Source organism: Streptantibioticus ferralitis (genome assembly GCF_029223525.1).
In the GTDB taxonomy this organism is placed as follows: domain Bacteria; phylum Actinomycetota; class Actinomycetes; order Streptomycetales; family Streptomycetaceae; genus Streptantibioticus_A; species Streptantibioticus_A ferralitis.
This window is the reverse complement of record NZ_JARHTQ010000015.1, coordinates 58313-83489: the sequence shown is the minus strand read 5'-3', so window position 1 is coordinate 83489 and position 25177 is coordinate 58313. Positions and strand designations below refer to the sequence as shown.

The 25177-nt window shown below is 66.6% G+C and carries 29 protein-coding genes; 21 read left to right on the top strand and 8 right to left on the bottom strand.

The annotated features are described in order from the left end of the window. Positions 1 to 22 precede the first annotated feature (22 nt). A complete protein-coding gene (locus P2L57_RS22435) occupies positions 23 to 538 on the bottom strand; it encodes a winged helix-turn-helix transcriptional regulator (protein ID WP_275817331.1) in 516 nt (171 codons plus the stop codon). Between the two features lie 619 nt (positions 539 to 1157). On the opposite strand from P2L57_RS22435, the gene P2L57_RS22430 reads away from it, so the two are divergent. From P2L57_RS22430 to P2L57_RS22345, 18 genes are all read left to right on the top strand, one after another. Further along, on the top strand, positions 1158 to 1973 hold the full coding sequence (locus tag P2L57_RS22430) for a hypothetical protein (RefSeq protein WP_275817329.1): 816 nt from the start codon (positions 1158 to 1160) through the stop codon (positions 1971 to 1973). Positions 1974 to 2690: 717 nt separating this feature from the next. After that, entirely contained in the window at positions 2691 to 3281 is a 591-nt protein-coding gene (locus P2L57_RS22425; protein ID WP_275817327.1) for a hypothetical protein, read from the top strand. 149 nt (positions 3282 to 3430) lie between these two features. Next, positions 3431 to 3829, top strand: a complete 399-nt coding sequence (locus P2L57_RS22420) for a hypothetical protein (RefSeq protein ID WP_275817325.1) — start codon at positions 3431 to 3433, stop codon at positions 3827 to 3829. 98 nt (positions 3830 to 3927) lie between these two features. Continuing rightward, on the top strand, positions 3928 to 4059 hold the full coding sequence (locus P2L57_RS22415) for a hypothetical protein (protein WP_275817323.1): 132 nt from the start codon (positions 3928 to 3930) through the stop codon (positions 4057 to 4059). Positions 4060 to 4150: 91 nt separating this feature from the next. Continuing rightward, complete coding sequence (locus P2L57_RS22410; RefSeq protein ID WP_275817321.1) at positions 4151 to 4570, top strand: hypothetical protein; 420 nt, start codon at positions 4151 to 4153, stop codon at positions 4568 to 4570. A gap of 330 nt (positions 4571 to 4900) precedes the next feature. Next, entirely contained in the window at positions 4901 to 5122 is a 222-nt protein-coding gene (locus tag P2L57_RS22405) for a hypothetical protein (protein WP_275817319.1), read from the top strand. Then, positions 5119 to 5301 (top strand): hypothetical protein, encoded by a 183-nt coding sequence (locus P2L57_RS22400; protein WP_275817317.1) that lies wholly within the window; start codon positions 5119 to 5121, stop codon positions 5299 to 5301. Before P2L57_RS22405 ends, P2L57_RS22400 begins: the two co-directional genes overlap by 4 nt. A gap of 262 nt (positions 5302 to 5563) precedes the next feature. Further along, positions 5564 to 5941 (top strand): hypothetical protein, encoded by a 378-nt coding sequence (locus P2L57_RS22395; protein ID WP_275817315.1) that lies wholly within the window; start codon positions 5564 to 5566, stop codon positions 5939 to 5941. A gap of 38 nt (positions 5942 to 5979) precedes the next feature. Beyond that, positions 5980 to 6642 carry a DUF7178 family protein gene (locus P2L57_RS22390; RefSeq protein ID WP_275817313.1) on the top strand — a complete coding sequence of 221 codons (663 nt, stop codon included), beginning with the start codon at positions 5980 to 5982 and terminating at the stop codon, positions 6640 to 6642. Between the two features lie 22 nt (positions 6643 to 6664). Further along, positions 6665 to 7039: a hypothetical protein gene (locus P2L57_RS22385; protein WP_275817311.1), complete on the top strand. Its 375-nt coding sequence runs from the start codon at positions 6665 to 6667 to the stop codon at positions 7037 to 7039. 286 nt (positions 7040 to 7325) lie between these two features. Beyond that, positions 7326 to 7712 carry a hypothetical protein gene (locus P2L57_RS22380; protein WP_275817309.1) on the top strand — a complete coding sequence of 129 codons (387 nt, stop codon included), beginning with the start codon at positions 7326 to 7328 and terminating at the stop codon, positions 7710 to 7712. A 153-nt stretch (positions 7713 to 7865) separates the two neighbouring features. Next, positions 7866 to 8219, top strand: coding sequence for a hypothetical protein (locus P2L57_RS22375; protein WP_275817307.1), 354 nt, complete (start codon positions 7866 to 7868; stop codon positions 8217 to 8219). 78 nt (positions 8220 to 8297) lie between these two features. Further along, on the top strand, positions 8298 to 8540 hold the full coding sequence (locus P2L57_RS22370; protein ID WP_275817305.1) for a hypothetical protein: 243 nt from the start codon (positions 8298 to 8300) through the stop codon (positions 8538 to 8540). A gap of 374 nt (positions 8541 to 8914) precedes the next feature. After that, on the top strand, positions 8915 to 10216 hold the full coding sequence (locus tag P2L57_RS22365) for a DUF8829 domain-containing protein (RefSeq protein ID WP_275817303.1): 1302 nt from the start codon (positions 8915 to 8917) through the stop codon (positions 10214 to 10216). 162 nt (positions 10217 to 10378) lie between these two features. Further along, positions 10379 to 11407 (top strand): DUF932 domain-containing protein, encoded by a 1029-nt coding sequence (locus P2L57_RS22360; RefSeq protein WP_275817301.1) that lies wholly within the window; start codon positions 10379 to 10381, stop codon positions 11405 to 11407. 218 nt (positions 11408 to 11625) lie between these two features. Further along, positions 11626 to 12081, top strand: coding sequence for a hypothetical protein (locus P2L57_RS22355; RefSeq protein WP_275817299.1), 456 nt, complete (start codon positions 11626 to 11628; stop codon positions 12079 to 12081). Between the two features lie 68 nt (positions 12082 to 12149). Beyond that, positions 12150 to 12380, top strand: coding sequence for a hypothetical protein (locus P2L57_RS22350; protein WP_275817297.1), 231 nt, complete (start codon positions 12150 to 12152; stop codon positions 12378 to 12380). Positions 12381 to 12387: 7 nt separating this feature from the next. Next, entirely contained in the window at positions 12388 to 12888 is a 501-nt protein-coding gene (locus tag P2L57_RS22345) for a hypothetical protein (RefSeq protein WP_275817295.1), read from the top strand. A 440-nt stretch (positions 12889 to 13328) separates the two neighbouring features. On the opposite strand, the gene P2L57_RS22340 is transcribed toward P2L57_RS22345, so the two are convergent. Together P2L57_RS22340 and P2L57_RS22335 are read right to left on the bottom strand one after the other, a co-directional pair. Beyond that, on the bottom strand, positions 13329 to 13475 hold the full coding sequence (locus P2L57_RS22340) for a hypothetical protein (protein ID WP_275817293.1): 147 nt from the start codon (positions 13473 to 13475) through the stop codon (positions 13329 to 13331). 94 nt (positions 13476 to 13569) lie between these two features. Next, positions 13570 to 13824 (bottom strand): hypothetical protein, encoded by a 255-nt coding sequence (locus tag P2L57_RS22335; RefSeq protein WP_275817291.1) that lies wholly within the window; start codon positions 13822 to 13824, stop codon positions 13570 to 13572. Here P2L57_RS22335 and P2L57_RS22330 point away from each other — a divergent pair. Further along, entirely contained in the window at positions 13805 to 14581 is a 777-nt protein-coding gene (locus P2L57_RS22330) for a hypothetical protein (RefSeq protein ID WP_275817289.1), read from the top strand. The two genes, P2L57_RS22335 and P2L57_RS22330, sit on opposite strands and share 20 nt — an antisense overlap. A 9-nt stretch (positions 14582 to 14590) precedes the next feature. Here the strand turns inward: P2L57_RS22330 and P2L57_RS22325 are convergent, their stop codons facing one another. Then, positions 14591 to 14845, bottom strand: coding sequence for a hypothetical protein (locus P2L57_RS22325; protein ID WP_275817287.1), 255 nt, complete (start codon positions 14843 to 14845; stop codon positions 14591 to 14593). Positions 14846 to 14858: 13 nt separating this feature from the next. Here P2L57_RS22325 and P2L57_RS22320 point away from each other — a divergent pair, with 13 nt between their 5' ends. Next, positions 14859 to 15071 (top strand): hypothetical protein, encoded by a 213-nt coding sequence (locus tag P2L57_RS22320; protein ID WP_275817285.1) that lies wholly within the window; start codon positions 14859 to 14861, stop codon positions 15069 to 15071. A gap of 183 nt (positions 15072 to 15254) precedes the next feature. Here the strand turns inward: P2L57_RS22320 and P2L57_RS22315 are convergent, their stop codons facing one another. Further along, entirely contained in the window at positions 15255 to 18500 is a 3246-nt protein-coding gene (locus tag P2L57_RS22315) for a CHAT domain-containing protein (RefSeq protein ID WP_275817283.1), read from the bottom strand. Positions 18501 to 19305: 805 nt separating this feature from the next. Between P2L57_RS22315 and P2L57_RS22310 the strand changes: the two genes are divergently transcribed. Next, positions 19306 to 20256 carry a hypothetical protein gene (locus P2L57_RS22310; protein ID WP_275817281.1) on the top strand — a complete coding sequence of 317 codons (951 nt, stop codon included), beginning with the start codon at positions 19306 to 19308 and terminating at the stop codon, positions 20254 to 20256. A gap of 298 nt (positions 20257 to 20554) precedes the next feature. Here P2L57_RS22310 and P2L57_RS22305 read toward each other — a convergent pair whose 3' ends face one another. Genes P2L57_RS22305 through P2L57_RS22295 form a run of 3 tightly spaced genes read right to left on the bottom strand, consistent with a single transcriptional unit; the run spans position 20555 to position 25151 of the window. Next, positions 20555 to 21499 carry a C40 family peptidase gene (locus P2L57_RS22305; RefSeq protein WP_275817279.1) on the bottom strand — a complete coding sequence of 315 codons (945 nt, stop codon included), beginning with the start codon at positions 21497 to 21499 and terminating at the stop codon, positions 20555 to 20557. A 7-nt stretch (positions 21500 to 21506) separates the two neighbouring features. Continuing rightward, complete coding sequence (locus P2L57_RS22300; RefSeq protein ID WP_275817277.1) at positions 21507 to 22553, bottom strand: replication-relaxation family protein; 1047 nt, start codon at positions 22551 to 22553, stop codon at positions 21507 to 21509. Positions 22554 to 22613: 60 nt separating this feature from the next. Continuing rightward, the gene (locus tag P2L57_RS22295; RefSeq protein ID WP_275817275.1) at positions 22614 to 25151 is read right to left on the bottom strand and encodes a DUF8128 domain-containing protein; all 2538 of its coding nucleotides are present in this window, start codon (positions 25149 to 25151) and stop codon (positions 22614 to 22616) included. Between the last annotated feature and the right edge of the window lie 26 nt (positions 25152 to 25177).

The window sequence follows — 25177 nt, the reverse complement described above, 5'->3', positions numbered from 1 at the left end:
CTGGACGGGCGGCCGCGGATGGTCACTCGATCCCGGACGCTTCATCATGTCGGCGCTGTTGGGCGCGACTGAGCAGGTCCGCATGCGACTCGGCCCACTCGATGACCGGCACGATCACCACCAGCAGTTCTCGCGCGGCCGACGTCAACTCGTACGTCACGTGGTAGGGAAACTCATCCTCGCGGCACCGTTGCACGAGTTCCCCCTGCTCCAGGCGCCGAAGCGTCCGGTTCAGCGTACTGTCCTGGATGTGCTGGTGTTGCTTACCCGGCCAGCTATTACGCGAAGACTTCTCGCGGATTGCGTTGAGCAAATTCGTGTACCGCATGGGTCCGTTGTGTAGTGCGACCAGAACGTCCCAAGCCCATTCGCCGTTCAGTAATTGACGGAAGTCGTAGATCCGCTGTAGATACTTCTCATCGTCCGGTGCCGTCGGATTGCGCTCTTTTCGTCCACGACGCCACCGCCTACCCTTTAAAAGCCACCCTTGGCGGGCGGCGTCATTCTGCTTCACGCTGCAGTCGGTGCGATCGGACAACCGCGTCTCCCTCCCCGCTGATGGAAACGCAACGTAGACGGGCCACCTTACGACGCCGTGCCGCTGCGGTAAAGCGATTTTTTCCAGATACACCCTCACGGGGGCTACATGTGGCTACGCACACATGATCACGGTTGCACGGAGTCGTCGCCAATCGGGCTACCGATCTCACTGCGAACCGGGGTTCCCATCGGGCTACGCGCTAGAGAGGTAGCCCTCTCACTTGGCCTTGTCGCAGGTCACAGCCGCCTTGGCCCTTCCTGCGTGGCCCGCAACTGGCTAGCCGGTAGGCGGGTGAACAGTCAGCGGGGCGGGCTGGCGGGCAGGAGGAGTGACGGGATGGAGGTTTGGTTGACTTATTTTGTTGTCCGAACGACATTCTGGCTAATTTCTGGTCCGGAATTCTTTTTTCCTTGACGTTAGCCGCGAATTCCTGCCCTCGGCTTCGCGGGCGATTTTGAAGTAGCAGTGAATGTCGGATTGGATCTCGCCCTACGGCTTTCGGTAAAGAATATGGAAAGTGAATGTCAGGGTCTTGATGTGAGTCTGGATTTTGGGAGAATGGAATTACCGAGACGCAGTACACAGTGTACGCGTCGCGATCGATCGGAGAGCGATCGTGTCGAATTCCAACCCGGTAAAGGGAGCCTCGCAAAATGGCTCCAACGTCACGGCGGATGACATGGCCCGCGTGGCCCCGGGAGACTTCACGGATCTACAGCGGATGGCCCGCGGCTACTGCCGCGCTGTCGACTCCACGCGATCCCGTAAGCGGATGAACGGGAGCGCCACCGTAGTCCGCAGCGGACGCGCCCTGTATGGGACGGATGACGTCAGCGACGATGTGACCCAGGACGCCGTTTTGATCTTCGCGAAGCGGCTGCGTGAAATCGTCACCTCGTACGAGGTTGCCGCCCTTTGGGTCGAGACGCGGGAACCGTCGGCATGGCAGTACATCCGCCGGGATGGCGAAACGATCATCGTCACCCGCAAAACGCTCCAGTACTGGGCAGTTCGGGACGCTGCCGCACGCAACGGGTACCGACTGGACGTCAAGCCCGACGAGATCGACGCCGTACCGTCCGCCCAGCTCATGCGCGGGATCCCGCACGCCGACAAGCTCTCCACGCTCGCCGTGACCCCGTACCTGTCGGGCAACAGCGCCACGATCTTCCGGCAGGCATGGGGGGACGGCAGCGAGTATCCGACCCTTAAGCGCCTCCTGCGTCACGCCAGCCAAGCGGAAGATCTCGGCCGGGCAGGGGTGATCGGGAAAACCGCACAAGACCTGTACGGGGGGCCTCGCAATTCGTCGTCTAAGGTGCAGCGTACCCGTGACACAGGCGTCAAGGAATGGCGGACCCTCACCGCGCGCCTTGATGAGGTGCGCGAAAACCTGATCTACCGCAGCACGCGAACGGGCGACAACAGCTAGACCCGAGGAAACGTAAGAGTGGATGCCGTGAGCTGTAACGGCTCACGGCATCCACTCTTGTTTCATGCGGGAAAAGAATCTCGACTTTCCCCTGTCATGATCGGTATTCGGAGTGTCCAGCCCGCCGTATATAGGTGACAGTCCGATGCGGCACCACCCCGAACGGTGCACGGGTACCTTGGCATGGTCTGCCCGACGGTTCTACGTGGCTGGACCGGCCCGGGGTAGTGGCGTCTCGGGGCGACATGTACGCCCTGAGTGGCACTCACCGAGGTGCACTCCGATTCGGAAAAGATCTTGAAAATTCTTTTCCCGTGATCGGTATTCGGGTGGTCCCGGGAACCGTATTTAAGTGAGACGCAATGCCGCGCCGAACGGCGCGCAAGCCTCCGTTTCCGAGTGTCAGAAAAATCTTCGACACTTTCCCGGCGTGATCGGGAATTGGGTAGGTTCGTGCGCCGTATATAGGTGAGGTTGCATTGCGTAGACAGGATTTCCGCGGAAAGCCGTCGGAGTTCTGGAATGCGAAGAAGGGCCGCCCCGGAACTGAGCTGTTCAACAGTGCGTGGCACGTCCTGTGCGCCCAGAACTGCTGACCAGATGTCGCCCGGTGCCCGACTCGCACGGGCCAGACCGTAAGGGGTCTGCGGATTGATCACCCGCGGGCCCCTTCCGCTTCCACGTGCTGCCGCTGGACGGCGGCGGTATTGATCTTCGATGAGAGGGAAGATCATGCAGATCACCGGAGTCGCACTCGGCGACTTCTACGAGATCACTGCCCACATTTCCCAAGTCAGTTACGGCGGCAACGTGATGGTGTCGTCGGACGCGCACGTGATCAGCCGCAACCGGATCGCGGCACGTCTGCGGGTGGCGGACAGCAGGGGTGCGGGGGCGCGTACGGCAGCGTCCGGACGGCACGGGCCCTACGCGTGCTGGCACGCGTATCGGGACGTCCTGAGCGAACTGTTCCGCGAACACCCCCGCGCCATCGTGTCGACCGCCCTGGAGCGCTACCGGGGCGCTGACGGCTTCGAGAGCGCGTATCCGGCCACGGCATACCGCAACGTCGGATCGCAGCTGTACCCGGCGTATATGCCCGACCTGTGCGTCACGGCCGGCTGCGGGGAGGAGCGTGCGGGGGCGACACCTGTGATCATTCCGGCGCCGCGACAGCACGAACCGGAAGACATCCTCGTACGGATCCGTCAGGCGCTGCAGGAGGCCGAACGCTCGCGCCCGGAGACGTACTTCACCGGCCCGGACAGCCTGCTGGGCGTTCCGGACCTCGCCTACAGCGACCGCTGAGCGGTCCCTCGTTGACTCCCTGCCTGCCCCTGGCCACGGACGTCACACCGTGACAGTCCGTCCGCAGACGCCCTCACCCCTCCATCGCGGACTGCGGTCGGCCGGGGGCAGGCAGGGGCCATCCCTTGAACCCCACATGGGAGTGGAGCATGGCTTTCACGATCGAGATCACGCGGCATGTCGTGAGCTACCGCACCCCCGAACGCGTCACGCCCCCGGGCGGCCGTTACGGCGGCGAATGGATGGACGGCGACAGCCGGACGATCGAGCGTCCGCGGACCGAACGCGTGGTGTACGACGCCGACGACGCCGACTGGTGGGACGGCAACGTGATCGCCTGGGCGGTCGAGCAGATCGGCAAGACCGACGTCACCGAAGCGTCCCAGGACCTGATCCCCGATGCCGTCGGCGAACACACCTGGCTCAGCGGTTCCTACGCCGACCCGTACCGGAGTGATCAGCGCGTCACGGAAACCTCGGTCTACCTGCGCGGGGAGTGGACCGGCGAGCAGCGCGCGGAGGTCTTCCGCCGCGCTACCAGCCACTAGCCGCACTGTCGGACCAAGGGACCGGACGCCCCACCTGCCTGGGGGCGTCCGGTCCCTTGGTCTTGCACGAGGCAGGGCCCGACAGAGAGGGGAAGGTCATGGCAGGTGCGATCACCATGCTGTGCATTGCCGTATTCATCTATGCCCTTGGCCACACCAACGGGCGCAAGGCTGGGCGGGCCGACAACCTCGCCCGCGCCGTTGCCTCTCTCCTCACCAAGCACCGCTGACGCGCCTGTAAGGGCCGTCGGGCGCCGGTCGTGCACCGGCGCCCCCTCGGCCCCGCAGGGGGGTCGGCAACCCAGGGAGAGAGGAATCGTCATGGAGGTCGGTACCGCGATCACTCTGGTCAACGGCTTGATCTACAAGCCTGGTTGGACGTTCACCGCGACCGATCACACCAGCCGCTTCGAGGGCACGATCAAGGTCCGGGTCGAGTACCCGGCGCGCAACTCCAATCGGGACCAGGCAGCCGACGGGTACCCCGAGGAGATCACCACGTACGCGGAGTTCCCGCTGCTGGTGGGCGACTGCCCGGACGACCTGCGGCTGTATCAGCGGATCTTGGCCGCCATCGCACAGATCGAGATCCACGAGGCGCGTGAGTTTCTGCGCGTCCCGCCCACGTCCTGGGCACCGTTTCACCCGCACCGGATCGATGGCATGAAGAACTGGAACACCTACGGCGACACCGACCCCATGGTCGGGCTCTACGGCGATCTCCAGTTCGGCATCGCCTGACGACCTGCGTTCGGCCGGCTGCCACGCCGCACCCGGCCGCGACCGCGGCCACGCTCCTCTGGCTGACCGAGCGGCGGTCCGAAGATCAGGACCGTGTCGGCCCAAGTCGCTGGGCACCCCACTTTCCACCACCCGGTGGGGTGCCCGGTCCCCTGGGCCTCCATTCATCGCGTCGATGAGACGCGCTACTTGAGCGAACGGTGCATCGAACCCGTGGGCAGCACCGTGAACTTCTCCCCGCCCCCGCCCTGTGGCTCGGCATCGGGTGTCCCCAGGAGCGCAGTCGGCGGGTGATCAACCACCCACGGAAACACAGGTAAGGAGGTGGCTATGGCACGACGTTACTGGGTGGACTGGTCGGACCACGCATATCCGGCAATCCGTCCCGAGCGGGAGGCGAGCGGGTACGCGGATCTTGTGACGCTGACTGAGGCGAAGCGGGAGATCTACAACCGCGCTGACTCGATTATCGATCACTGGACGACGATCAAGCAGCGGATCCGTGCGCTTCGGGCAGACGACATCAAGTCCGAGAGCGAGGGGGAACGATGAGCCCCCTTGAGCTGCGCTACGAGATCTACAAGCCCTTGGTCCGACTGAGCAGGGACGTGCGGATCACGGACGCATACCTGATCAGCCCAGTGCCCGGCGAGCCAGTCAAGATCAAGGTCATCGCCCTGGACCCCTGGGGCAAGCCCAGGACTTACACCATCGCGATCACCGAAGAGTGATCAAGCGCCGGGCCCGCGCCTGCTGTTGAGGCGGATCACCTCCGCAGGAACTCAACCGCTGCCCTCGACGCAGCTTCGCCGACAAGCGAGTCAGCAGCCATCGCATTTGCCGACCGCCGCGCCATGCGGGCGGTCGCTCCGTCATGCGCTGACGCTCCATTCACCCCAAGCCGCCGGATACCCCCGCCTCCCCCCCTCGCGGGGGTATCCGGCCCCTTCGCCTTGCACATGCAGGGATCACAGCCTGAAGGAGAAGCCGATCATGCACATCCATGTCGGGCACAACGTGCCCGGGTACCTGCCCGAATCGGACCTGGTCTGCTTCGACGATCCCGGCGGCGCGCTGTCCATGCTGCGGGACGAGATCAAGAGTCAGCAGGACGACTACGGCGAGATCTGCGGCCACTTCGGCACCAAAGAAGGTTGTCCCTGGTGCGACGTGGTCAACGACTGCGAGGCCGCCATCGCAGCCATCGCCGACGGCGACACCGCATACACCCTGCAGCACCCGGACAGCCACGGTCTGATCACGCACATCTTCCGGCCCCCCGAAGGCCCGGACATGGCGCACTGGGCGCAACTCGTCACAGGTAACCGCGAATCCTGCGAGATCGCGCAGGAGCAAGAGCAATTCGCCTGAACCGCACCACCGACCGATCTTCCAGAAAGGGGAAGATCATGGCCGTCTCCGTTCCCGTCCGGCTGCGCACCTTCACTCACGCCGACACCAACACCATGGTGTCCAACATCCTCGCCGTGTGGCACCGCGCAACGGACGACCAACGCGAACGCGGTAGGCACTGGTACCGCATTGCACATGACCTGGCCAAGACCATGGCCTGCGGCGATGCCCGCAAGGGGGCGGGCGTGATCGCTGCCTTGTCAGCCCAAACACCATGGCTCCGCAACATCCGACAGGCCAGCGCCTTGTGCGCAGGCGAGCCAGTGGTCAACGTGCGCGACCGGCTGGACAAAGCCCGCCGGATCCTGGTTGGTGAGGATCCGCTCCGCGTCTTACCCGCGGGCTTGAAGACGATGCACTTCTACCAGTGCATCGCAGATCCCGATGACCACCGGTCGGTCGTGATCGACCGCCATGCGCACGACATCGCCGTCGGCGCGCGCTACGGCAACACCGACCGCGGACTGTCCTACCGGCCCCGGTACGAACTGTTCGCGCAGGCATACCGCCTCGCTGCGCTGCGCGTTCACGTCCTGCCCTCTGTGATCCAGGCGACGACCTGGCTCGTGTGGACCGAAGAACGCGCCGCGAGCGACCCCACGCGGAAGACCCACCTCCGCGACCCCCGGCCGACGACATCCGCGACCCGCACCGCGTGACCACCTTGGAGAGGAGGCGAGCATGCCCGACCTCACTCCGGGCGACGTGCTCGACTGCGGGCACCCGCCCACCCCGAAGGGGATAGGCACCGGCCGCGCCATCTATCGAGGGCGCTCGATGTGCTACGCCTGCGCCGACGAACAGCAGCGGGAGGACATCAAGAAGGCCGACGCCTTCGCCGCATACGTAACGCCCGATCACGTGGCGCTGACCACCTGGTCGGGTGGAGAACTCGCCAAGATCACCAGCTACAAGGTACGCGACCACATCGCGCCAGGCGGACGCCCCTACCGCATGCAGTACGTCTGGGCCACCACACCGGACGGAACTCGATGGCACGGCCGGGGAACCACGGCCCACGACCTGATAGCCATGCACCGCGAGGGCAGTCGGTGACCGCAGCGCCCACCGGTTAACAGCGCGAGCGCATGCCCGTTCCTCCGGTGCGCGACATGTGCGCCAACCGCCAAACCAGGCTCGTAGCGCGGCCCGTCTCACTCACCCCGCCGCCTCCTGCGGGGACCCAACGCAGCAGGACCGAGCAGCGGCCATCGGCGCGAGATCCACGATCACGACCGCCGTACCGCGATCAGACGGTGATCCCTACCCGCTGACTTCTAACGCACCGGCCCCACAGTCGAATCCGTGGGGCCCTCGTCTTGCCCGGAGGAGGCAAGCTCCTATGTCCACGGAATTCATCCGGCTCCCGGAAGTCCACCGCGACCTGCGCGGGCACGAGTTCTACCCGCCCGCCGGCCAGATGGCCAAGATCCCTCCGTTGTACGCCACGGAGGACGTGCCGTCGAAGGACAAGATCATGCACGTGCGCTACTTCGCCAGCTGGGGCGAGTGGTACGTGGCCGAACTGGACCCGAACACCGGCCTGGCCTACGGCTGGGCCGTCCTCGGCAACTACATGACGCAAGGCGAATGGGGCTACTTCGACCTGCCCGCCCTGGAATCCATCGGTGCCGACTACCGGCCGCCACAGATCGTTCAGAGGGATCTGTGGCACACCCCACAGCCCGCCCACGACTGCCTGCCGAAAGGCAGGTTCAGGTACAGCTGACTCACCGGCTCACCCGTCGCCACTATTGCGGGATGACGGGCGGCCGGGCCCGGAATCACTTCCCCAAGATCGGTATTTGGGCGTGTCTTCTCGCCGTATCTAAGTGAGCCCCGACACAAACAGTCGCTGCCAACGGCCAAGAGAGGAGGAGCGATGGCGGACCGTGAATTTTTCCAGTTCCTAGCCTTTCGCTGGGATGTGACCGAAGCGAAGAAGCTAGCAGCCGATCTACCGGTCCACCGGATGAACCCGAAAGGCTGGTACGGCTGGCTGGGCGCTATTCGACTAGACGAAGATTACGTACCCCACGCCGACCTCGACCGCCCTCTTATCGCAGTGCGAATCCGGGAGGCTGATGGCGCGGCTTTCATCATCGACGGATGGCATCGGCTGGCCCGTGCCCGCAACGAGGGGCGCAGTGAACTCCCTGTCGTCCTCTTGAACGAGGACCAGGAATACCAAGTCCGGGTCTACGGCGGCGCCAAGAACCCGCGAGATACCCGCTGACGCCACGCAAGAGTAGGTCAAAGCCACCGGTCGACCGTGCAGTTCGGCGCCACGGGAGCCAACCATGAAAGGAACGATGTGATCGCTCAGCGCGAGATCGAGAACCTGCTCATCTGCGAAGTCGACGAGCACTTCACCCGCTGCGGAGAGGACCAAGAGTCGTACGCCGGACTCGTCATCGAAGAGGTCTGGCAACGCCAAGGATCAGTCAGGATCGAGGGCTACGACAAGGAGTCCGGAACTGCCTTCACGGCGATCGTTCGCGTCCAAGTCACCATCGCCGACGAGGACGTCGAAACTGAAAATTCCCAGGGTGACTGAAAGGATAGGTCGTTGGCACGCTCACCTCGTGTCACCAGACCGGGCACGTGCTCGGAATGCCATCAAAAGTTCACTGATGGCGATCTAGTCGTCCTCACCCGCACCGGCGACATCCTCTGCGAGAGACACCGGGACTTGTTCGTAACCGAGGCCGTGGTCGCATCTGGCCCGTACGCCGAAGTCCGCACCCGACGGCGTGCCCTCTTCGGGGCGTAGGCGGCACGCAGCGCCCTGGGTTGAGGAATCTCCCCGCGTAAGTCAGGTGCTGCCCGCGCCCCGTTCACGGCCTTCTATTTCCCCCAGGCCGTGAACCTTGCACACCGCGCCGGAGTACCACTGCGTGCCATTTCCGAGATCCGAACGGAGAAGTAATCGTGTCCAATGCGACGTCAAATACCTCTGGAGCGGACCGCCCAGGCCCCAGCACAAGTGTCGACGATCTCGTCGGTGAGCTGTCGGGCACGGTGATGAGCCGCCATCCGGGTGCTGCCTGGATCGTTGTCGATGATTCCTTCTGGATCGAGGATCCGGAGGCATCGCCGGTCGACCTCGTCGCTGTGCTCGCGGCTGACTGCACGGTGCTGTACGCGCACGATGCCGCTGACGGGGGGCCGTACGACGAGCCGTGGGCAGCGGCCACCGTGCGGCTGTTGTCCCGTATCGCTGACCAGGCCGAGCACGGCTTGGCCCGCGCGGTTCGAGGCCAGGATCGAGGGCAGATCTTCGTTCCTCTGACCCCGTGGGCCGAACGGCACCTCGATGAGGCCATCTACGAAGAGCCCCAGGGCTCGGCCGCTTCCGCTGACGGTGGCCCGGTCGATGCCATCGACAGCTTGCGCAACGAGGCCCCCAGCTTTGTCGCGCTGGTGGCAGACGGCGGGGACTTCGCCGCCATGCAGCGGTACGCCACTTTCGCCTTCCCCTCCTACGGCGCCTACGTTCGCCGGATGCAGGACGTGCTGCGGTCCCTGTCGGCCGAAGGCCCGGTCTACGTGGCCCTCTTCGACCCCGATGAGTACGCCGTCTACTGCGCCGACGCCGGGCTGGATCCGGATGCGCCGACCAGCCGTTCCCGCTATACCGCGGCAGTGGCAGCCACCGGCACCACCCTGCTCTATGCCGGTCAGCGTGTCGACCACCTCGTCACTGACCTGGTAGCCGCCGTCGAGATGCGTCTGACATGGGAGCGCGCCAGCGAACTGATCAGGCGGGCCACCGCGAGCGAAACGGAAGGTGGTCAGAGCAGCGACGAGGTCATCGCACGCGCCTCCCACGCTGTTGCAGGCCTGCTCGAATCCCTCGGTGCGGGCAGACACCACCTCGTCCTGAGCGTCCCCGACGGGAACGACGCCCCGCTCGTCGCCGTGCTGCACGTCGACCAGGACGCTGAGGACAACGTCAGGCTCGGCGAAACCGATGCCCTGGTCTTCTACACGCTTATGGCGGCGGGCATCGCCACCGGCAGCCCTGCGGGCCTCGTCGCCCGCACGGACGGCTCCGCCCACGGAACCGATCGTGTCCGCGGCTGGACGATGCGTAACGCTTGGTTGCAACCGCTGACGGCAGCGGAAGTGTTCAACGCCTACTGCACTGACGCACAGACCGGCGATCTGATCCCGCCCGAACCCGGCGTCGTCTACTGCGCAGGAACGGACATCTCGCCACCCGGCGACTAACCCAACTCCCAACCTTCGCCCGGCCGTTCACTCACGCTGGCCGCCCTCGGCAACCTGCCACGAGCCGACCACAGCGGGCGCGAATGGACGGCCGGGCAACGCACTGCTCCCCAGCCTCCCACCCCCCTTGCCGCAGCCATGGCGGCCCGGAACGGAGTGAGCATGTCCAAAGAAACCCTGCAATGGCTGAACAACAACACCCTCATCGGATTCACCGATCAGCGCGGCACAGCGTGGCACCACCGCGCCAGCCTGCAAGGGGATGAGCCCAACCACTACCCCGGCCCCATCCCAGTCGACGATGTCAAACGAAGGTTGTTCAACTGGCAAGCCGTCTCCACCCCCGTCTACGTCAAGAGCCCCGTCACCGGCCAGCTGGTCCAGGCACCGAACCGGCAGGCATTCGTCCGCAGCGACACCGGCCACGTCATGGGGATCTTCAGTGACGGCTACGAGCCGCACCCCTATGCGGAATGGCTGATCCACAAGATCGCCACCCTGCTGGACGCCGATCTCAAGATCGGCTCGGCCGGCCTGCTCCGCCAGGGCGCGGTCGCCTGGGTCAGCGTCGAAGTCCCCGACAACATCACCACCCCGGAAGGGGTGGAATTCCGGCCGCACCTGTTCGGCGCAGCGTGCTACGACGGATCATTCCAAACCACCTTCAAGCGCGCGATCACCAACATCGTGTGCGACAACACCATGAGCGCCGGCTTGGCTGAGGCCGGGCAGGAGATGAAGTTCTCCCATCGCCGCAACTCCGCCCTGCGGGTCGTGGAGGCCCGACAGGCGCTGAACCTCGTCTACGAAAGCGCGGACGACTTCACCGCCGCAGTCCGGCGACTGTGCCAGACCACCGTGACCAACCAGGAATGGAACGCGTTCCTGAACGCGCACACTCCGCTGCCCGAGGAACACGGCCGTAGCCGGACGCTGGCCGAGCGCAAGCGTGAGGCCCTGACCGACCTGTGGAAGAACGACCCGCGGGTGGCTCCCTGGCAGAACACCGCCTACGGCGTGGTGCAGGCGGTCAACACCTACACCCACCACCAGCAGACAGTCCGTGGAGCCGAGCGTGTGGAGCGCAACATGCTCCGGGCCGTCACCGGCGGCGTTGACGATCTCGACCAGGCCACTCTCCAGACGCTCAACGCCGTCCTCACAGTGCCCACCCACGCCCGCGCGGCCTGAGTGCAGGCATCAGGCAGCGAGACTCTGGCTCCCGCTTCCCGCCCAAGATCGCGAGGGAGATCGTGCGGGGGCGCTCGCACGCTCCTCACCGCTGACCGAACCGGTCCCCCGGCCCGGCCGGCGGTGTGCGCGCCAGGCTCGACGCGCTGTCCTGAGCCGTTCCACCACCCGACGACGCCAACGCACACAGAAAGTGATCGTTTATGGACTCGTTCACGATGAACGATGACCTGGCGCGCGACTGGCTGACCAACCTGATCGTGGCCTACGAGATCGGGGAGGACTTCGGCGCCAGCAGCCCCATGGTCTCCGCACACACCCCACCGCTGAAGATGGCGTGGACACCCCAAGATCCCGGAGAGGAGGACTCCGTTCACCTGCTGATCCGAGCAGCCCAGACGGACGGCGTAGTCACCGGCCCACAGGCGGTGAACCTGAAGTTCGAGTACGTGGACGACGGGGACGAGGGGTACTACCGCTTCCTCCTCCACATCACCACGCCCACCTCGCTGACGCTGGCCACGCTCTCGGAAGGAATAGCGATGCTCGGCGAGCCCGACACCTCGGGGATCGAGGCGGCGCTGAGCATCCTGCGTGAAGCTGTCCAAGCGGCTAACCTGCTCCTCCAGCAGCTGTCGGAGTTCGTCGCGGCCAGCATTTCTCGCGGCGGCTGACCTGCCGTACCGGGCTCCGGAGGCTCCCCGGATGCGGGAGACTACCGGTGAGTCCGGAGGTGGCATACGTGGAGATCGACCTGAGCCAAGCGCGGCAGACCGTGCAGCAGCTGCTCGACGCGCTGGAAGAGCTGGACGGCACCGAGGTGGACGAGGCGCCGACCCGAGCGGCCCGCCGACAGCAAAGCCAAGTGACCCGGACCCTGCTATATCTGGCTCACCTCGGCGATCGCGCCAAGGTAGAGGTCATGGATGCCTACCACGCCTTCAAGATGCGCGACGGATCCGCAGGGGAGTGATCCATCGGTGACCCCAGACACCGAGAGCCTGCTCCGGGACGCCGTCGAACGGGTCGAGCGCGCCATCCGGGCCAGAGACTGCCCAGCAGTTGTCGTCCTTGAAGGCGATCGCAAAGTTGTCCTATCGGACTACGACTACCTACGCGACGACGCCACCGCCGCGGCCTTCGAGCAACGCGCCGCGGATCAGGCCCGACAGATCCATGCCGCCCGCTGGGTCCTGGCGGTTCCCCAGGTCTGGCTTGAGATGTCGGACGGCGGGATCGCAGCCCGCGCAGTATCGAACCTCCCGCTACGCGAAGGCGAGCAGGAGGCCATCACTTGGATGAGCTTCGACGCCACGGACGGCGTCGACTACGGCCTCGTACCGTACGTCCGCCGCCCCAACGGCGAACCAATCTTCGACGAGCCCGAACGGATCACCGCTGCGGTCCAGCCCGACGAGTACCCCGGCTGCACTCTGCTGCGCAGCCTGATGGGCGACAACGCACATCCAACCAGCGACTGAGGGCCAGCCCTTGGCGAGCGCCGCCGCCGCAGCGGGAACGCGAGGCTCTACGCGCCCTCGACGCCTCAGTCCGGTGGGCCCCCGCACCATCGTGGAATTCCTAGAAGGGGCGGCCCAGTCAGCAGTACCGATGGCTCGGCGGTGGAAAGGCTGCTGCGACCCTGCGGTACCCACCACGCGCCGGATCGCTGCGACGTACCGCCACGCTCCGGAACGCGATAGCGTCCCGCCGCCGATGCCGCTGCGCTCATCCGCGTCCTCGACATGCGCCATCACGATCCCCTCCGTGCGCCGCCGGAAGAGGAACATGGCCATTCCGGGATAGAGCGCCTGACTCAACCGCTCGAAAGCCCGTCCTCGTCCATCCAGATCTCGGCGAGGCCGGACTGCTGGATGACTGCCTGGAGGTCGTCCTCGCTGATCCCGTCCGGGAAGCAGTCCTACTCGGGGCCTTCCTCGTAGGGCCAGCCCTTGAGGTGCCACAGCTCGTTGCGGAAGCAGAAGCGATCGGTACCGTCCGGCTCCGTCTGGCCCGACGGCTCCTTCGCGAAGGTGAGTCCGCCGAGGACTTCGCGCGCGCTGCTCACAGCCCTGCCTTCCATTGGTTCAGCCGTTACGGGTGGAAACGAGCCGCCCGACTTGGCCGTTCCTGGCACCCCTGGCGCCTATCCGCCGGCTATTTTAGTTGGCGATCCGGTAGCCGCCGAGGACATCAAGGATGGCGATCGGGTCCACCGTGGCCTGGATCGCCGCGTACAGTTCCTCGGCGGCATGGTAAAGATCGAAGGTGTCACCAATTCGTAGCTGACGATCAGCTGGTCCTTTGCCGATGCTGAGGGCGATGCCACCGCGGCCTGCTCGGGCCGGGGTACGGTGACGAGCCCGCCTGTACCGTGTCGGCTCAAAGGGGTGGTCGATGGCCAGCGCCGAACTCATCACCTGCGTGCTCTGCGGACGCCACAGGCCCGGGAGCCTTGAGCACGTCATCCCGCGCTGGGTCCGGAAGAAACTGGACATCTCCTCGCCCGTCACGACCACCGCCCACCCGAGCGGCAAGCAGCGTGAGAACCCCGTCCTCAACGCTCTGCTGCGTCGGACAGTGTGCGACGACTGTAACCGTGGGTGGATGCATGTCCTTGAGGACAAGGTGCGACCGTTCCTCGCGCCGATGCTGGTCAACGCGGGCCCCGCCCTTCTTGATGCTGGGCAACAGCGCGATCTCGCCCGGTGGGCGGTGATGAAGGCGCTGCTCCTGGAGTTCTCGATGCGGCAGCGTCTACCGGGCTGGAGGGCGATGGACGGCTACACGGCCAGTACCTCCGAACTGGCGTGGCTGTCTACGAAGGATGAGCCGCCGCCCCGGTCGCGCGTCTGGCTCGGTGCCCTGGACGCCGAGCATCAGCGCGCCACGAGCACACAGGCGAAGCTCTTCAAGGTGGATGCCTCGGAGGGGGGCGCCGAACTGGACGCGCACCTGACGACGTTGACGGTCGGGTACGTTCTGTTCCAGGTGTTCAGCATCGACTTCGCCGTGGCGACGAGCCGGGGTGTCCCGGAATTTGATGGGCAGCCGCCCCGAGGGTTCAGGACGGCTCTCACCCGTATCTGGCCGCAGGAGCGTCCCTTGGTTAATTGGCCGCCCGAGAATTACGTCCCGCTAAGCCTGCTCGACAACGTCACCAAATGGGAGTAGGAAGCGGCGTCAGCTCAGCCAGGCCGGCGGCTGCTCCGGGTCGATGGTGACCGGCTGGGGCGGCGCGTCCTCCAGGCGACCACGCAGGCCGACGCCGGGTCGGTGGAACTCCACCACGAGATCGGTGTACCGCTCCGCACTGAAGGGGGACGGTTGTCGCACATATGGCATGTCGAAGACGTAGCCGCTCCCGCCAGGATCTGGATCGAGGATGACTGTCAGCTCGGGAACGAAGGTCAGGGGGACCGCCCCCGTCAGGGGCACCTTGTGGATTCCCTTGAGCCGGTTCAGCTGGGCCCAGCAGGTCCCTTTCGCTCCGGCTGTCGAGGGCCTGATCTTCGGCCGCATCTACCAGGCGGAGGACGGCGTGTACGAACGCCTCCTGTTCATCAGCCGCGAGCGGCCGGAGCCTTCCACCTCCGCTGTTCTTGCCAACAAGGGCATCCGACCCATCCACCCAGACTGTCTGGTGCACCAGGCTGTGGCGTAGCAGTGCCGTCCCGTCATAACTGAGCGCGACGGCCTTCCATACCACGGCCGGTAGGAACGCCGGATGTCCGACGATTTATGCCGTTTCGCGGGCGTCGATGAGTTCGTCCAGGTTTGCCTCTGCCCAGGCGCGTGCTGCATCCAGCAGGGCTGCACCCGCTCTCCCGATTAACCTGATTGACTTTCAGGTGCCCGTGTGGATGTGGGCAGCCCAGCGTGTAGGGGCTGTGGGGTAGCGGTCTCGGTGTTGTCGCGTGGTGTGGTGAAGAGCGTGGGCAGCGAGGGCTGTATCCGGTGGCCTCGTGCCGGAGTGCGTGAGGTAGGCGTACACGTCGTGGGTGATGACGGTGGCTACGCGGTCGTTGACGGGCCAGAGCGTTCCGATGACGCTGCGGTATCCGGCGAGGTGGAATGCGGCGGTGATGTGGGTTGCCTCGTCGGCATGGTCGGGGTTGGTGTCGGTCGTGCTGCATGCGGACAGATACGCCATGTCCGCGTGGGTGAGGCGGAGCCGGGCGATGCCGGCGACGGTGAGGGGTTGGTCGAGGTGGTCGTGCAGGAGGAGTCGGCTATTGGCGGGAGTGGCCCAGTCGGCGACGCCGTGGCAGGCGAAGTGCGCAATCTGATGGCTCGGTAGTGCTGCGGTGACGTTGTCATGGGTGGTCGGCGTGCCTGGAGGCGGCAGCATGGTTGTGGTGGGGACCAGGCGGCGGAGGATTTCGACTTCCTCGAGCACGCTGTGCAGTGGTCGGCTGGCGGGGGCGTCGGGCACGGCCACGATCAGCATTGCCGGTGTGGAGGCGCTTGAGGGTTGTGGCTGGCGGCGAGGGGTGCGGGTGTGTGCGAGGGCGCGGATGGTGGGGGTGTAGGAGGAGATCACCCGGTCCATCACGGTGTCGGCACGGGTAGTGGAGGTGTGGTGTCCGGCGGCATGTAGGGGCAGGTAGGTGCAGATTCCCACGGGGCACCACCAGATCCGGGGCCACGGGTCGTCGTCGGGCGAGGTGGTATAGCCGAGATGCCGCAGGACAGGTTCAGTGATGGTGTCCCACAGCCAGCTCAGAACGTCCAGGATCTGCCGTTGTGCTGCGCTGCGTTCGCGTGCGGGGCGTGTCCCGTCCAAGGCGGTCTGTTGGGCGGTACGAAGCTGGTCAATGTGCTCGGCTGCGGCGTACTCGCTCAGGTTCGGCAGGTCAACGACGCGGACAGGCTGGACGGGATCGTCGGCGACGATCAACGCGTGGCCGTGCTCGTCGTGGACGGTGACGTACACAATGGGGTTGTCATCGGTCTGCCGGCGGAGTTGGTCGATCGGTGGTGGCCGCAGAAAACCGTCGAATCCGGGGCGTTCGCGGATGCGTCCCAGCAGGTCGGTCCAGCGTTGGTGTAGACCGGCCCGCCGCGCAGCCAGGTTTCGGTAGTCCGGTCTGCCTACTCCACCTGGACGACCCGGAGCCTCGATGGTGGGGATGCCGAGCCTGTCGTGGGCATGGTCGGCGTCCTCGATCGCCTCTCGGATGTCTTCAAATTCGGTGGCGAGGTCGGGTTCCCGGTCCCACAGGTCCGTGAGGTCGCTGCGGGTGTCGAGGGTGTCGGCGAGCAGCACACCCCGAGTCTGCTCCAGCAGTTCCACAGCCCGTTCGGGACGGCCCGCAGCGATGGCCGCTGTCGCGGCTGCCGAGGCCAATCCGGCAATGCTGACGATCCGGTGTTCTCGATCGGCTCGGGCGAGCGCGCGGGGAGCCAGCCGGGGGAGCAACTCCACGGCCAGCTCCGCCATTTCCACCGCGTGATCGTGCTCGCCTGCGAGGAGGTCCAAGCTGGCGGCGAGCCGTGCTGCGGACACCCGCGTAGCCACCGATGCCGACGCGATGCCGGCGGCAGTGGCGCAACAATTCCTCCCCTCTTCCAGTACTGCTGGGCCCCCACCCCACTCGAACAGACTCTGCAGGCTGATGCCGAGGTTGTTCAGGTACATGGCGCGATTGGGGTGGTCGGGCGGTGTGGCGCTGACCGCGTCGCGGCCGACCTGGACAGCCTCCTCCAACACAGCCTGATCCCCACCCTGATCAACGAGCTTCCGTAGTGCGTTGCCGAGGGTGGACAGGCGAGGGGCTAGGTTAGGGTGGTCGGGTGCGGTGGCGCGCACCGCCTCGCGAGCGATCTGCACGGCCTGTTCTCCTACCGCCTGATCGCCACCCCGCCAGAACAAGCTCTGCAGGCTGCTGCCGAGGTTGTTCAGGTACATGGCTTGGTCGGGGTGGTCGGGCGGGGTGGCGCGCACCGCGTCGCGGGCGACCTGCACGGCCTCTTGTCCCACAGCCTGATCGCCGGCCCGCTCGAACAGTCCCAGCAGAGCGAGGCCGAGGGTGGAAAGGGGCATGGCTCGGTCGGGACGGTCGTGCGGTGTGGCGCGCACCGCCTCCCGGGCGACCTGCACGGCCTCTGCCAGTACTGCCTGATCGCCGCTCTGCTGGAACAGGCTCTCCAGGCTGCTGCCGAGGTTGTTCAGGTACATGGCTTGGTCGGGGTGGTCGGGCGGGGTGGCGCGCACCGCTTCCCGGCCGGCCTGGACCGCCTCCTCCAACACCGCCTGATCCCCGCCCCGCTCGAACAGTCTCAGCAGAGCGCGGCCGAGGTTGGACAGGCGAGCGGCTTGGTCGGGGTGGTCCGGCGGGGTGGCGTGCACGGCGTCGCGGCCGACCTGAACGGCCTCCTCCAGCACGAGCCGGTCCCCGCTCCGCTCGAATAGTTTCTGCAGGGCAAGACCGAGGTTGTTCAGGTACGTGGCTCGGTTGGGGTGGTCGGGCGGGGTGGCGCGCACCGCTTCCCGGCCGGCCTGGACCGCCTCCTCCAACACCGCCTGATCCCCGCCCCGATCAAACAACACCCGCAGGACGTTGCCGAGGTTGTTCAAGCAGATGGCTTGGTCGGGGTGGTCCGGCGGGATGGCGTGCACGGCGTCGCGGCCGACCTGAACGGCCTCCTCCAGCACGAGCCGGTCCCCGCTCCGCTCGAATAGCTTATGCAGGGCAAGACCGAGCGTGTTCAGGAACGTGGCTCGGTTGGGGTGGTCAGGCGCGGTGGCGCTGACCGCCTCCCGGCCGACCTGCACCGCCTTCTCCAACGCTGCCTGATCGCCATCCCGCTCAAACACCTTCCGCAGGGCGATGCCAAGGTTGTTCAGGAACATGGCACGGTGGGGGTGGTCGCCTGGGGCGGTGCTGACGGCCTCCCGGAGGACCTGCACTCCTTCTTCCAGCACGGCCCGGTCTCCGCCCCATTGATACAGGTTCTGCAGGGCGGTGCCGAGGGTGTTCAGGAGCGTGGCTCGGTTGGGGTGGTCGAGTGGGGTGGCGCTGACCGCCTCCCGGCCGACCTGCACCGCCTCTGCCAGTACCGCCTGGTCCCCACTCCGCTCAAAGATCACCTGCAGAGCGATGCCCAAGTCATTCAGCACTGAGGCTCTGTCGGAGGCATCTGGTGAGGTCGCGGCGGCTATGTGACGTAAGCGGACAACGGCGCGCTGAAGGCCGTTGACGTCCCCGGTGCGCTCGTAGCGCTCCACTGAGGCGCTGGCGCGGGCCCAATCGTGCTTCCTGCGCAGTGCCGTGAACCAACGGACTCTGCGGTCACCGTCCCTGACCATGGGTCCCCTCCCATACAGTCGCGTGCGCTGGTGTCTCGTTGGCGGATTCCTTCCCGCCCCGAGCTGTCACTGACCACAGCGTCATGACCAGGCTGACTCGACGGCTACCTCCCAGCGCCGCAGTACCTGCGACAGGGCGACTTGTAGCGAGGCAGCCACGCCGCGGGCATGATAGGCAACCATCCGTGCGGGCAGGGGAGGAACTCATGGCGCTAGAACGCGTCGAACAGCTATGTCTGAGCATGGCCAGCGACCCGAGTTTGCAAGCGGCTTTGCACGACGCCGGGTTTAACCGCACGCAGTGGGAGTTGCTCGTCGGCGCGGTCCGCCACGGCAGCGACCCTGAGGCGCTGACACCGTTGCTTGACGCGATAGAGGAGGCCGCCGCTGCCCTCGGAGTGGACGGGCTCACCACCACGGACCGCCAGTTTCAGCCCCTGCCGGACGCGACCGCTGGTGTACGCACCACCCACAGATGGCGATGCCCCCACCCACGCCCATGCAGCCGCGTCGAACCCGGCAGCAGCACAACCCCGGTGTGCCCACTGACCCAGGACCCGCTAACACCCGTCACGGTGGTCAGCGGATGAACGCGTTCCTCGGCGAACTCGGCAAGAAGATCGCCGAACGCTGGGTCACTGTCCTGGTCCTTCCCGGCCTGTTGTGGGCGGCCACCGCCCTGCTGGCCACCCAACTCGGGTGGAGCCACGCTCTGAGCCCCCACACCCTGGCCGACCAGATCACCCCATGGGCCAAAGAAACTCACCCCGTGGGGGTGATCGTAGTCGTCCTCGCGGGGCTCCTGCTGGCCAGCATCGCCGCCGGACTAGCAGCGACCGTGTTGGGCGTGATGGCACGCCATCTCTGGATCACCCGCGGCCGGTGGCCACCCGCCCACTGGCTCACCACCTGGCGGCAACACCGATGGCGCACGGCCGACAACCATGTCAACACCCTGGTGGCCGAGGCCATCCGCGCCAGCGGACCATCTCCTCCCGACCCGGCCACCGACGTCACCACCGCATCGCCAGTAGTGGTTGCCGGACCTGGGATGGCCGAAGCGCTGGCCCGCAGAGACGCCATCAGCCTGGAATTCCCCGAGCGACCCCTGTGGATCAGCGACCGATGGCGAGGCAACGCCATCCGCATCCGCCGTGCATACGGAGTGGACATCACCCTTGTATGGCCCCGGCTGTGGACCGTGCTCCCCGAATCACTACGCACCGACCTCACCGCCGCCCAGACCGCCTATGCCGCCGCCAGCAGCCTCATGGGGTGGGCCGCCCTCTACGGCGTACTCGGCATCTGCTGGTGGCCCGCCCTGCTCATCAGCGTCGCCGTGATCATCACCGGCACACTCCGAGCCCGCACAGCCACCACCGTCCTTTGCCAGCTCATCGAGACCGCCGCAGACCTCCACTGCCACACTCTCGCCGAACAACTCCAGCTGCGATGCCCAGGCCCGCTAACCATTGACGTCGGCAACCAGATCAACACTCTGCTCCGCAAAGACCCACCGCCCACTTACTCTCCCTGACCTGCCCGAGTTGTGGCCGCCGAAAGCGACCGTTACAGGTACAGCGAGAACCAGGCCAGAGAAATGAGATCAAACCCCACGAACGAGGCAAGCGCCTCCGCTCAGTGCGCGACGCAGCGCGAATCCGCCACCACGATTGAGAACGAGCGAGAATCCGACAGCTTCAATGCGACAGGACCATGTGCTGTGCGAGAGGCCGCTGAAGCGGAGCTGTGAGTACCCGCGAATGATACCTCCAAACTGACAAGTTGCCGACAGAATGCTCAGACAGTGACAACTTAAGTCGGAAAACCTACAATTAATGATTAACTGGCCTGGTAGCGCCAGCGTAATCGTCGCCCGAGTAACGATACGGCTCGATCCTGATGGGCACGTGCGGCCTTGGAGCGTCGATCATTTGTCCGTTTCCGACGTAGAGGCCGACGTGATGGATGCCGCCGTCGGGGTTGCCGTAGAAGACGAGATCGCCCGGTTCGAGAGGCTGGCCTGCCGGGACGTGGGGTCCTGCATTGAACTGGTCCTGGGCGGTGCGTGGCAGGGTGACGCCAGCGGCTTGGTAGGCGGCTTGCGTCAAGCCGGAGCAGTCGAAACCGGCGTCTCCGGCTGAAGGGCCGTTACCTCCCCATTCGTAAGGCAGGCCCAATTGCCCTTGGGCGTAGTTGATCGCTTCGAGGGCGACGGCGTTGGGTGCGGTGTTGGTACCGAAGCCCTGGCTGCTGGCGTAGATCTGGGCTTGGGCGAGGACTTCAGAGACGTACCAATTGGCGTGGTTGTAGGCGTAGATGGCGTCGGCGAGTTTGCGGCCGTCGCGTGCGCCGGAGTCGCACAGATACGCCGCGGCGGCGTAGATGGCGTCGTGCGGGTTGTACGGGGAGGGCGGGGTGGCCCCGCCCTCGGGTGGTGGGTGTTCGGCGATGACACTGGCGAAGGTGGAGGGGAGAAACTGCATTGGTCCTTCCGCGCCAGCGGAGTTGGCCCCCGACCGGACACCGACCAGGTCGGATCGGCCGTGGTCGGTCTCGACCTTGCCGATCGCGGCGAGGACCGTCCAGTCCAGTCCGCGACAGGTGTGAGCGGCTTGCATGTAGAGCAAGAGGTAGTCGGGAGGGATGTCGGAGACCGCGCTCGCACTGGGCTGGCTTCCTGCGCCTGTGAAGATGGACATGAGACCGGCGGCACCGGCTGCGGCCAGGAGCATGACCAGGAGGACGGCCCCGCCGACCGCGCCGGCAATTTTGCCCATCGGCGGATCACCACACGGGACCGCTGCAGCTTGCGTCCGGAGGGAGGGGGGCAGGCGGCGGCAACGGCCCGGCAGGGTCGGAGCTACTTGCAGCAGTGGTCGGCGAGGCCGTGGAGACCGGGGCGAGCTGCGGCCATGCCCGGCTCAGCTGAGCAAGACGCTGCCGCTTCCTGGCCAGGCCGGCAGCGGTGTCGAGCGGGAGCCAGTGGGCGCCTGCGGGGCCTTCGTGTTCTGGATCGCCGATCAACTCGGCGCTGGAGGTGGCGACGGGAACGAGTGACGGGTCATGCAGCGACGACAACGCTGCGGCGAGCGCGCGGCGAACTTGGGCTTCGCGGTCCGTGGTGGGCAGCCAGAGCAGGACGGGGGTGGTGATGCCGGTGGTGGCGGCGAGCCGGGCATATCCGGCCAACTTGGCGCCTACCCGGTCGGCCGGGCGCTCGGTGCCGAAGTCGTATTCCAAGAACCACTCGAACTCGATGTGCCCTTCGTGCCAGCGGCCGTAGGCGTCGGGGCGGACCATGTCGCCGAAGTGCCGGTAGCAGCGGTATTCGGACCACCAGGCGGTGAGCCGACCGGTGGCCTCGGGGCGTCGGGAGTGGTGTGTGAGCGCGGCGAAGAAGCTGTTGGTGCCCACGGTGTGGGCCAGGCGCAGGGAGTAGGCCATGCCCATGGCCCGGTCGTGTCGGTAGTCCAGCTCCCGGACTTCCACGCCGTGCCCGCGGGCGAGCGCGGCTGCTCCGGCCAGGTCGAGGATGTAGTGCATGGGGGCGGAGCCGCTGTTTACGAACGGCTGGAACCGGTCGATGACGCGCCACTTATACAGCTGGAGCAGACGCAGGTTGGCGGCCCTGGCGGACGGCCAGCCGATTTGGGCGATCTGGTTGGTGGTAAGGACCTTGTGCTCGTAGAGCATGTGGGCCAGCCACCGGTCGCGGTCGGTCAGGCGGGGGGCGAGCCAGGCAACGTACTCGCCGCTGACGGCGGCACGGGCCTGCGTGCGCCGGGGTTTGTGGCCCCGCAGGGCACGTTGGGGCGTGGGGTTGGTTATCACAGGGGGACACCTCCGAGGTGACTGGTGACCGACGGATGCGCGCCATCGGCGCGGGTGAGGTCAGGTGGTGCGGCGTGGGTCGCCTGCGAGATTCCGGCGCTGGTCTTTGGACATCGCGACGGGCGCGGGCTTCGGCCGGGCGTTGTGGTGGGCGGCGGCGCGGATCAGCCGGGCGCGGCCAGGAATTGGCGACGGCAGTTTCTCGGTGACGGCCGTGAAGGCGGGGGCTTCGGCTCCGCCGAGGACCGGTCGGATGACGGCGTGGAAGGCGTCGAGGTTGGACAGGTCGTGCGCCGTCAGGCGCGGTTCGGTGTGACGGGCCAGGTGGCGGGCGTCTTCGGGGGAAGCATTGAAGAAGATCTTGGTGCGGGCGTTGGCGCTGATGCCTTCCTCCAGCTCCTTGGGGAGCTGCCGCAGGTACTGGTGGGCCAGTGTCATCGACAGCCGGTAGCCGCGGGCCTCGGCGAGCATGTCCTCAAGGGCATAGGGCAAATTGAGGAAATTGTGTGCTTCGTCGACGTACAGTGCGGCGTCCTGCCGTTGGCTTTGGGGGATGCGGGCGCGGCGGGTGGCGGCCTGCCAGGTGCGGGCCACCACGATGGAGCCGATGAGGTGAGCGGTCTCGGAACCGAGAGCATCCTTGGCGATGCGGACGAGGCAGATCCCGCCGTCCAGCACTTGGTCCATGTCGACGGTGGAGGTGCCTGCGGCCAGCGCCGCCCGGACGAAGGGACGCAGCAGGAACCCGCGGAGCTTGTTCATCAAAGGCGCAGTCACCTGCGCGCGGGCCGGCTCGGACAGGGCGTCGTACCAGGACCAAAAGCCACGCAGCACCTCGTCATGAATCTGGGCCACGGCCCGGTGCCGGAACGCCGGATCTGACAGCAGCTTGGGCAGGTCGACCAGGGTGGGGATGCCGGGCAGGGCGCGCAGGGTGAGCAGTCCGGCGCGCAGGATGTCGTCGGTACGCGGTCCCCAGGAGGAGGCGTAGACGCGGGAGAAGATCGAGACCAGGTTGTCCACGGTCCGCTCGGCGTCGGCGCCTTCGAGGGGGTTGATGATCGGCGGGCGGGATCGGTCGTCCGCATCGAACAACAGCACTTTCTCGCCGAGGTCTTCGGGCAGGCGCATGAGGATGTCGGTGATCAGGTCGCCCTTGGGGTCGACGACCACCAGGCCGCGGCCGGCCTCGGCGTCGGCGAGGATCATCCGCGCCATCAGCTCGGACTTGCCCGATCCGGTAGCGCCGAGGATGTGCACGTGGTGGCGGGCATCGGCCGCGCGCAGACCAACCGGGCGGGGGTGGCCGGTGTCGGTCAACCCGATCGGCTTGACCGCAGGGCCTGCGGTGGCGACGCCGGGCGGGGGTGGCACCGCCCTGGCACCGGCACGCTGGAGCGCAGGGATGGCCTCGTCCCAGGGCAGGTGCGCGATCGCGGCGAGCTCAGGGATCGAGAGCAGGTCGCCTGTGTCGAGGCGGCGTTCGGCCAGCCGGGGCAGCGGGTGGCGGAGCCGGGTGCGGCGGTAGTAGTTGTGCTCGGTGAAGGTGGCGAACGCGGAGGCGATGGCATGGCCACGGCCGCGCAACCGGTCGATCACTCGGGTGCGTTCCTCTGTACTGGCGGTGGTGGGAAGCATGGTGGCGATGGCGTAGCGGATGCGTGTCTCGTACTGCGCGCCGCGCTGCTTGGCCACGATCACCCGGTCCTCGGCAGAGACCTCCAGGGCTGTTTGCCGGTCGAGCACCGGGCTGCTGCTTCGGGACCGGGCCTTCGGGCTCGGGCCGGGGGTGATCAGATCGAGCAGGCGGCTGACCGGGCGTGCGGAGCGCCCGGCCCGAAGATGCCGTGCGGCGCGGCGGGCCTTCTTCACCCGGTGGCCGGTCACAGGGCGGGCCAGGACTTGGACCACGGCCTGTTCATGGGGTCCGAGGCCGACTGGTGCGCCGAGCAAAGCGCGTATCGGGTCGGCCGGGAAGTCGCCGCGGATTGGCAGCGCTTCGCTGCGGGCCAGTCGCAGTTCGCCCCCGGCCACGTGGGCGGTCTCCCCACTGGGTGCCTCGGTCGGGAGCGGGGGCGTGGCCGGTCGCGTGCGGGTGTGGGCGCCGGGCCAGGCAGCTTCGATGGCTCGTTCCACCATGCCCGGCGGGATGGCGCCGGGCACCCACAGTTGGATGCGGATGGCCTCGCGGTCGAAGAGGTATTCCCAGGCCAGGTGCGGCTGACCGGTCAGGCGGCGGCGCCAGGCCGGGCGCAGCAGGCCCACGAGGTTCGCCCAGGCAGCGGCTGCTCCCGCCGGGTCCGCGGTGGGCGGTGGCAGCACGCTGACGATCCGGGCGTCGACGGTCAGGGCTCGGCGGCAGCGGCGACGCCACCACCACCGCGCCCAAGCCAGCGCGGCAGCGATGACCAGCAGCACCGGCCCGGCGACCGGGCCCCAGGAGATCGCCCAGTCCTTCGCGGCGACGAGCAGGGCGTGAACGGCGCCCCACGGATTGATCAGGTACCGCTGCAGCGGTGAGCCCGAACTGGCCGCGGAAGCAAGGGGGGTCTGCCCAGGCGGCGTGACAGCCGGGACCGGTATGCGGGCAGATGGCATCGATCGAGCGTCCTTTCCAGAGTGGG

Coding starts and splice junctions, on each gene's coding strand:
- P2L57_RS22380 (WP_275817309.1), top strand. CDS start 7,326: ATGTCCACGGAATTCATCCGGCTCCCGGAAGTCCACCGCGACCTGCGC.
- P2L57_RS22305 (WP_275817279.1), bottom strand. CDS start 21,499: ATGGGCAAAATTGCCGGCGCGGTCGGCGGGGCCGTCCTCCTGGTCATG.
- P2L57_RS22420 (WP_275817325.1), top strand. CDS start 3,431: ATGGCTTTCACGATCGAGATCACGCGGCATGTCGTGAGCTACCGCACC.
- P2L57_RS22415 (WP_275817323.1), top strand. CDS start 3,928: ATGGCAGGTGCGATCACCATGCTGTGCATTGCCGTATTCATCTATGCC.
- P2L57_RS22375 (WP_275817307.1), top strand. CDS start 7,866: ATGGCGGACCGTGAATTTTTCCAGTTCCTAGCCTTTCGCTGGGATGTG.
- P2L57_RS22385 (WP_275817311.1), top strand. CDS start 6,665: ATGCCCGACCTCACTCCGGGCGACGTGCTCGACTGCGGGCACCCGCCC.
- P2L57_RS22405 (WP_275817319.1), top strand. CDS start 4,901: ATGGCACGACGTTACTGGGTGGACTGGTCGGACCACGCATATCCGGCA.
- P2L57_RS22410 (WP_275817321.1), top strand. CDS start 4,151: ATGGAGGTCGGTACCGCGATCACTCTGGTCAACGGCTTGATCTACAAG.
- P2L57_RS22395 (WP_275817315.1), top strand. CDS start 5,564: ATGCACATCCATGTCGGGCACAACGTGCCCGGGTACCTGCCCGAATCG.
- P2L57_RS22400 (WP_275817317.1), top strand. CDS start 5,119: ATGAGCCCCCTTGAGCTGCGCTACGAGATCTACAAGCCCTTGGTCCGA.
- P2L57_RS22330 (WP_275817289.1), top strand. CDS start 13,805: ATGGCCAGCGCCGAACTCATCACCTGCGTGCTCTGCGGACGCCACAGG.
- P2L57_RS22425 (WP_275817327.1), top strand. CDS start 2,691: ATGAGAGGGAAGATCATGCAGATCACCGGAGTCGCACTCGGCGACTTC.
- P2L57_RS22360 (WP_275817301.1), top strand. CDS start 10,379: ATGTCCAAAGAAACCCTGCAATGGCTGAACAACAACACCCTCATCGGA.
- P2L57_RS22335 (WP_275817291.1), bottom strand. CDS start 13,824: ATGAGTTCGGCGCTGGCCATCGACCACCCCTTTGAGCCGACACGGTAC.
- P2L57_RS22310 (WP_275817281.1), top strand. CDS start 19,306: ATGAACGCGTTCCTCGGCGAACTCGGCAAGAAGATCGCCGAACGCTGG.
- P2L57_RS22390 (WP_275817313.1), top strand. CDS start 5,980: ATGGCCGTCTCCGTTCCCGTCCGGCTGCGCACCTTCACTCACGCCGAC.
- P2L57_RS22355 (WP_275817299.1), top strand. CDS start 11,626: ATGAACGATGACCTGGCGCGCGACTGGCTGACCAACCTGATCGTGGCC.
- P2L57_RS22295 (WP_275817275.1), bottom strand. CDS start 25,151: ATGCCATCTGCCCGCATACCGGTCCCGGCTGTCACGCCGCCTGGGCAG.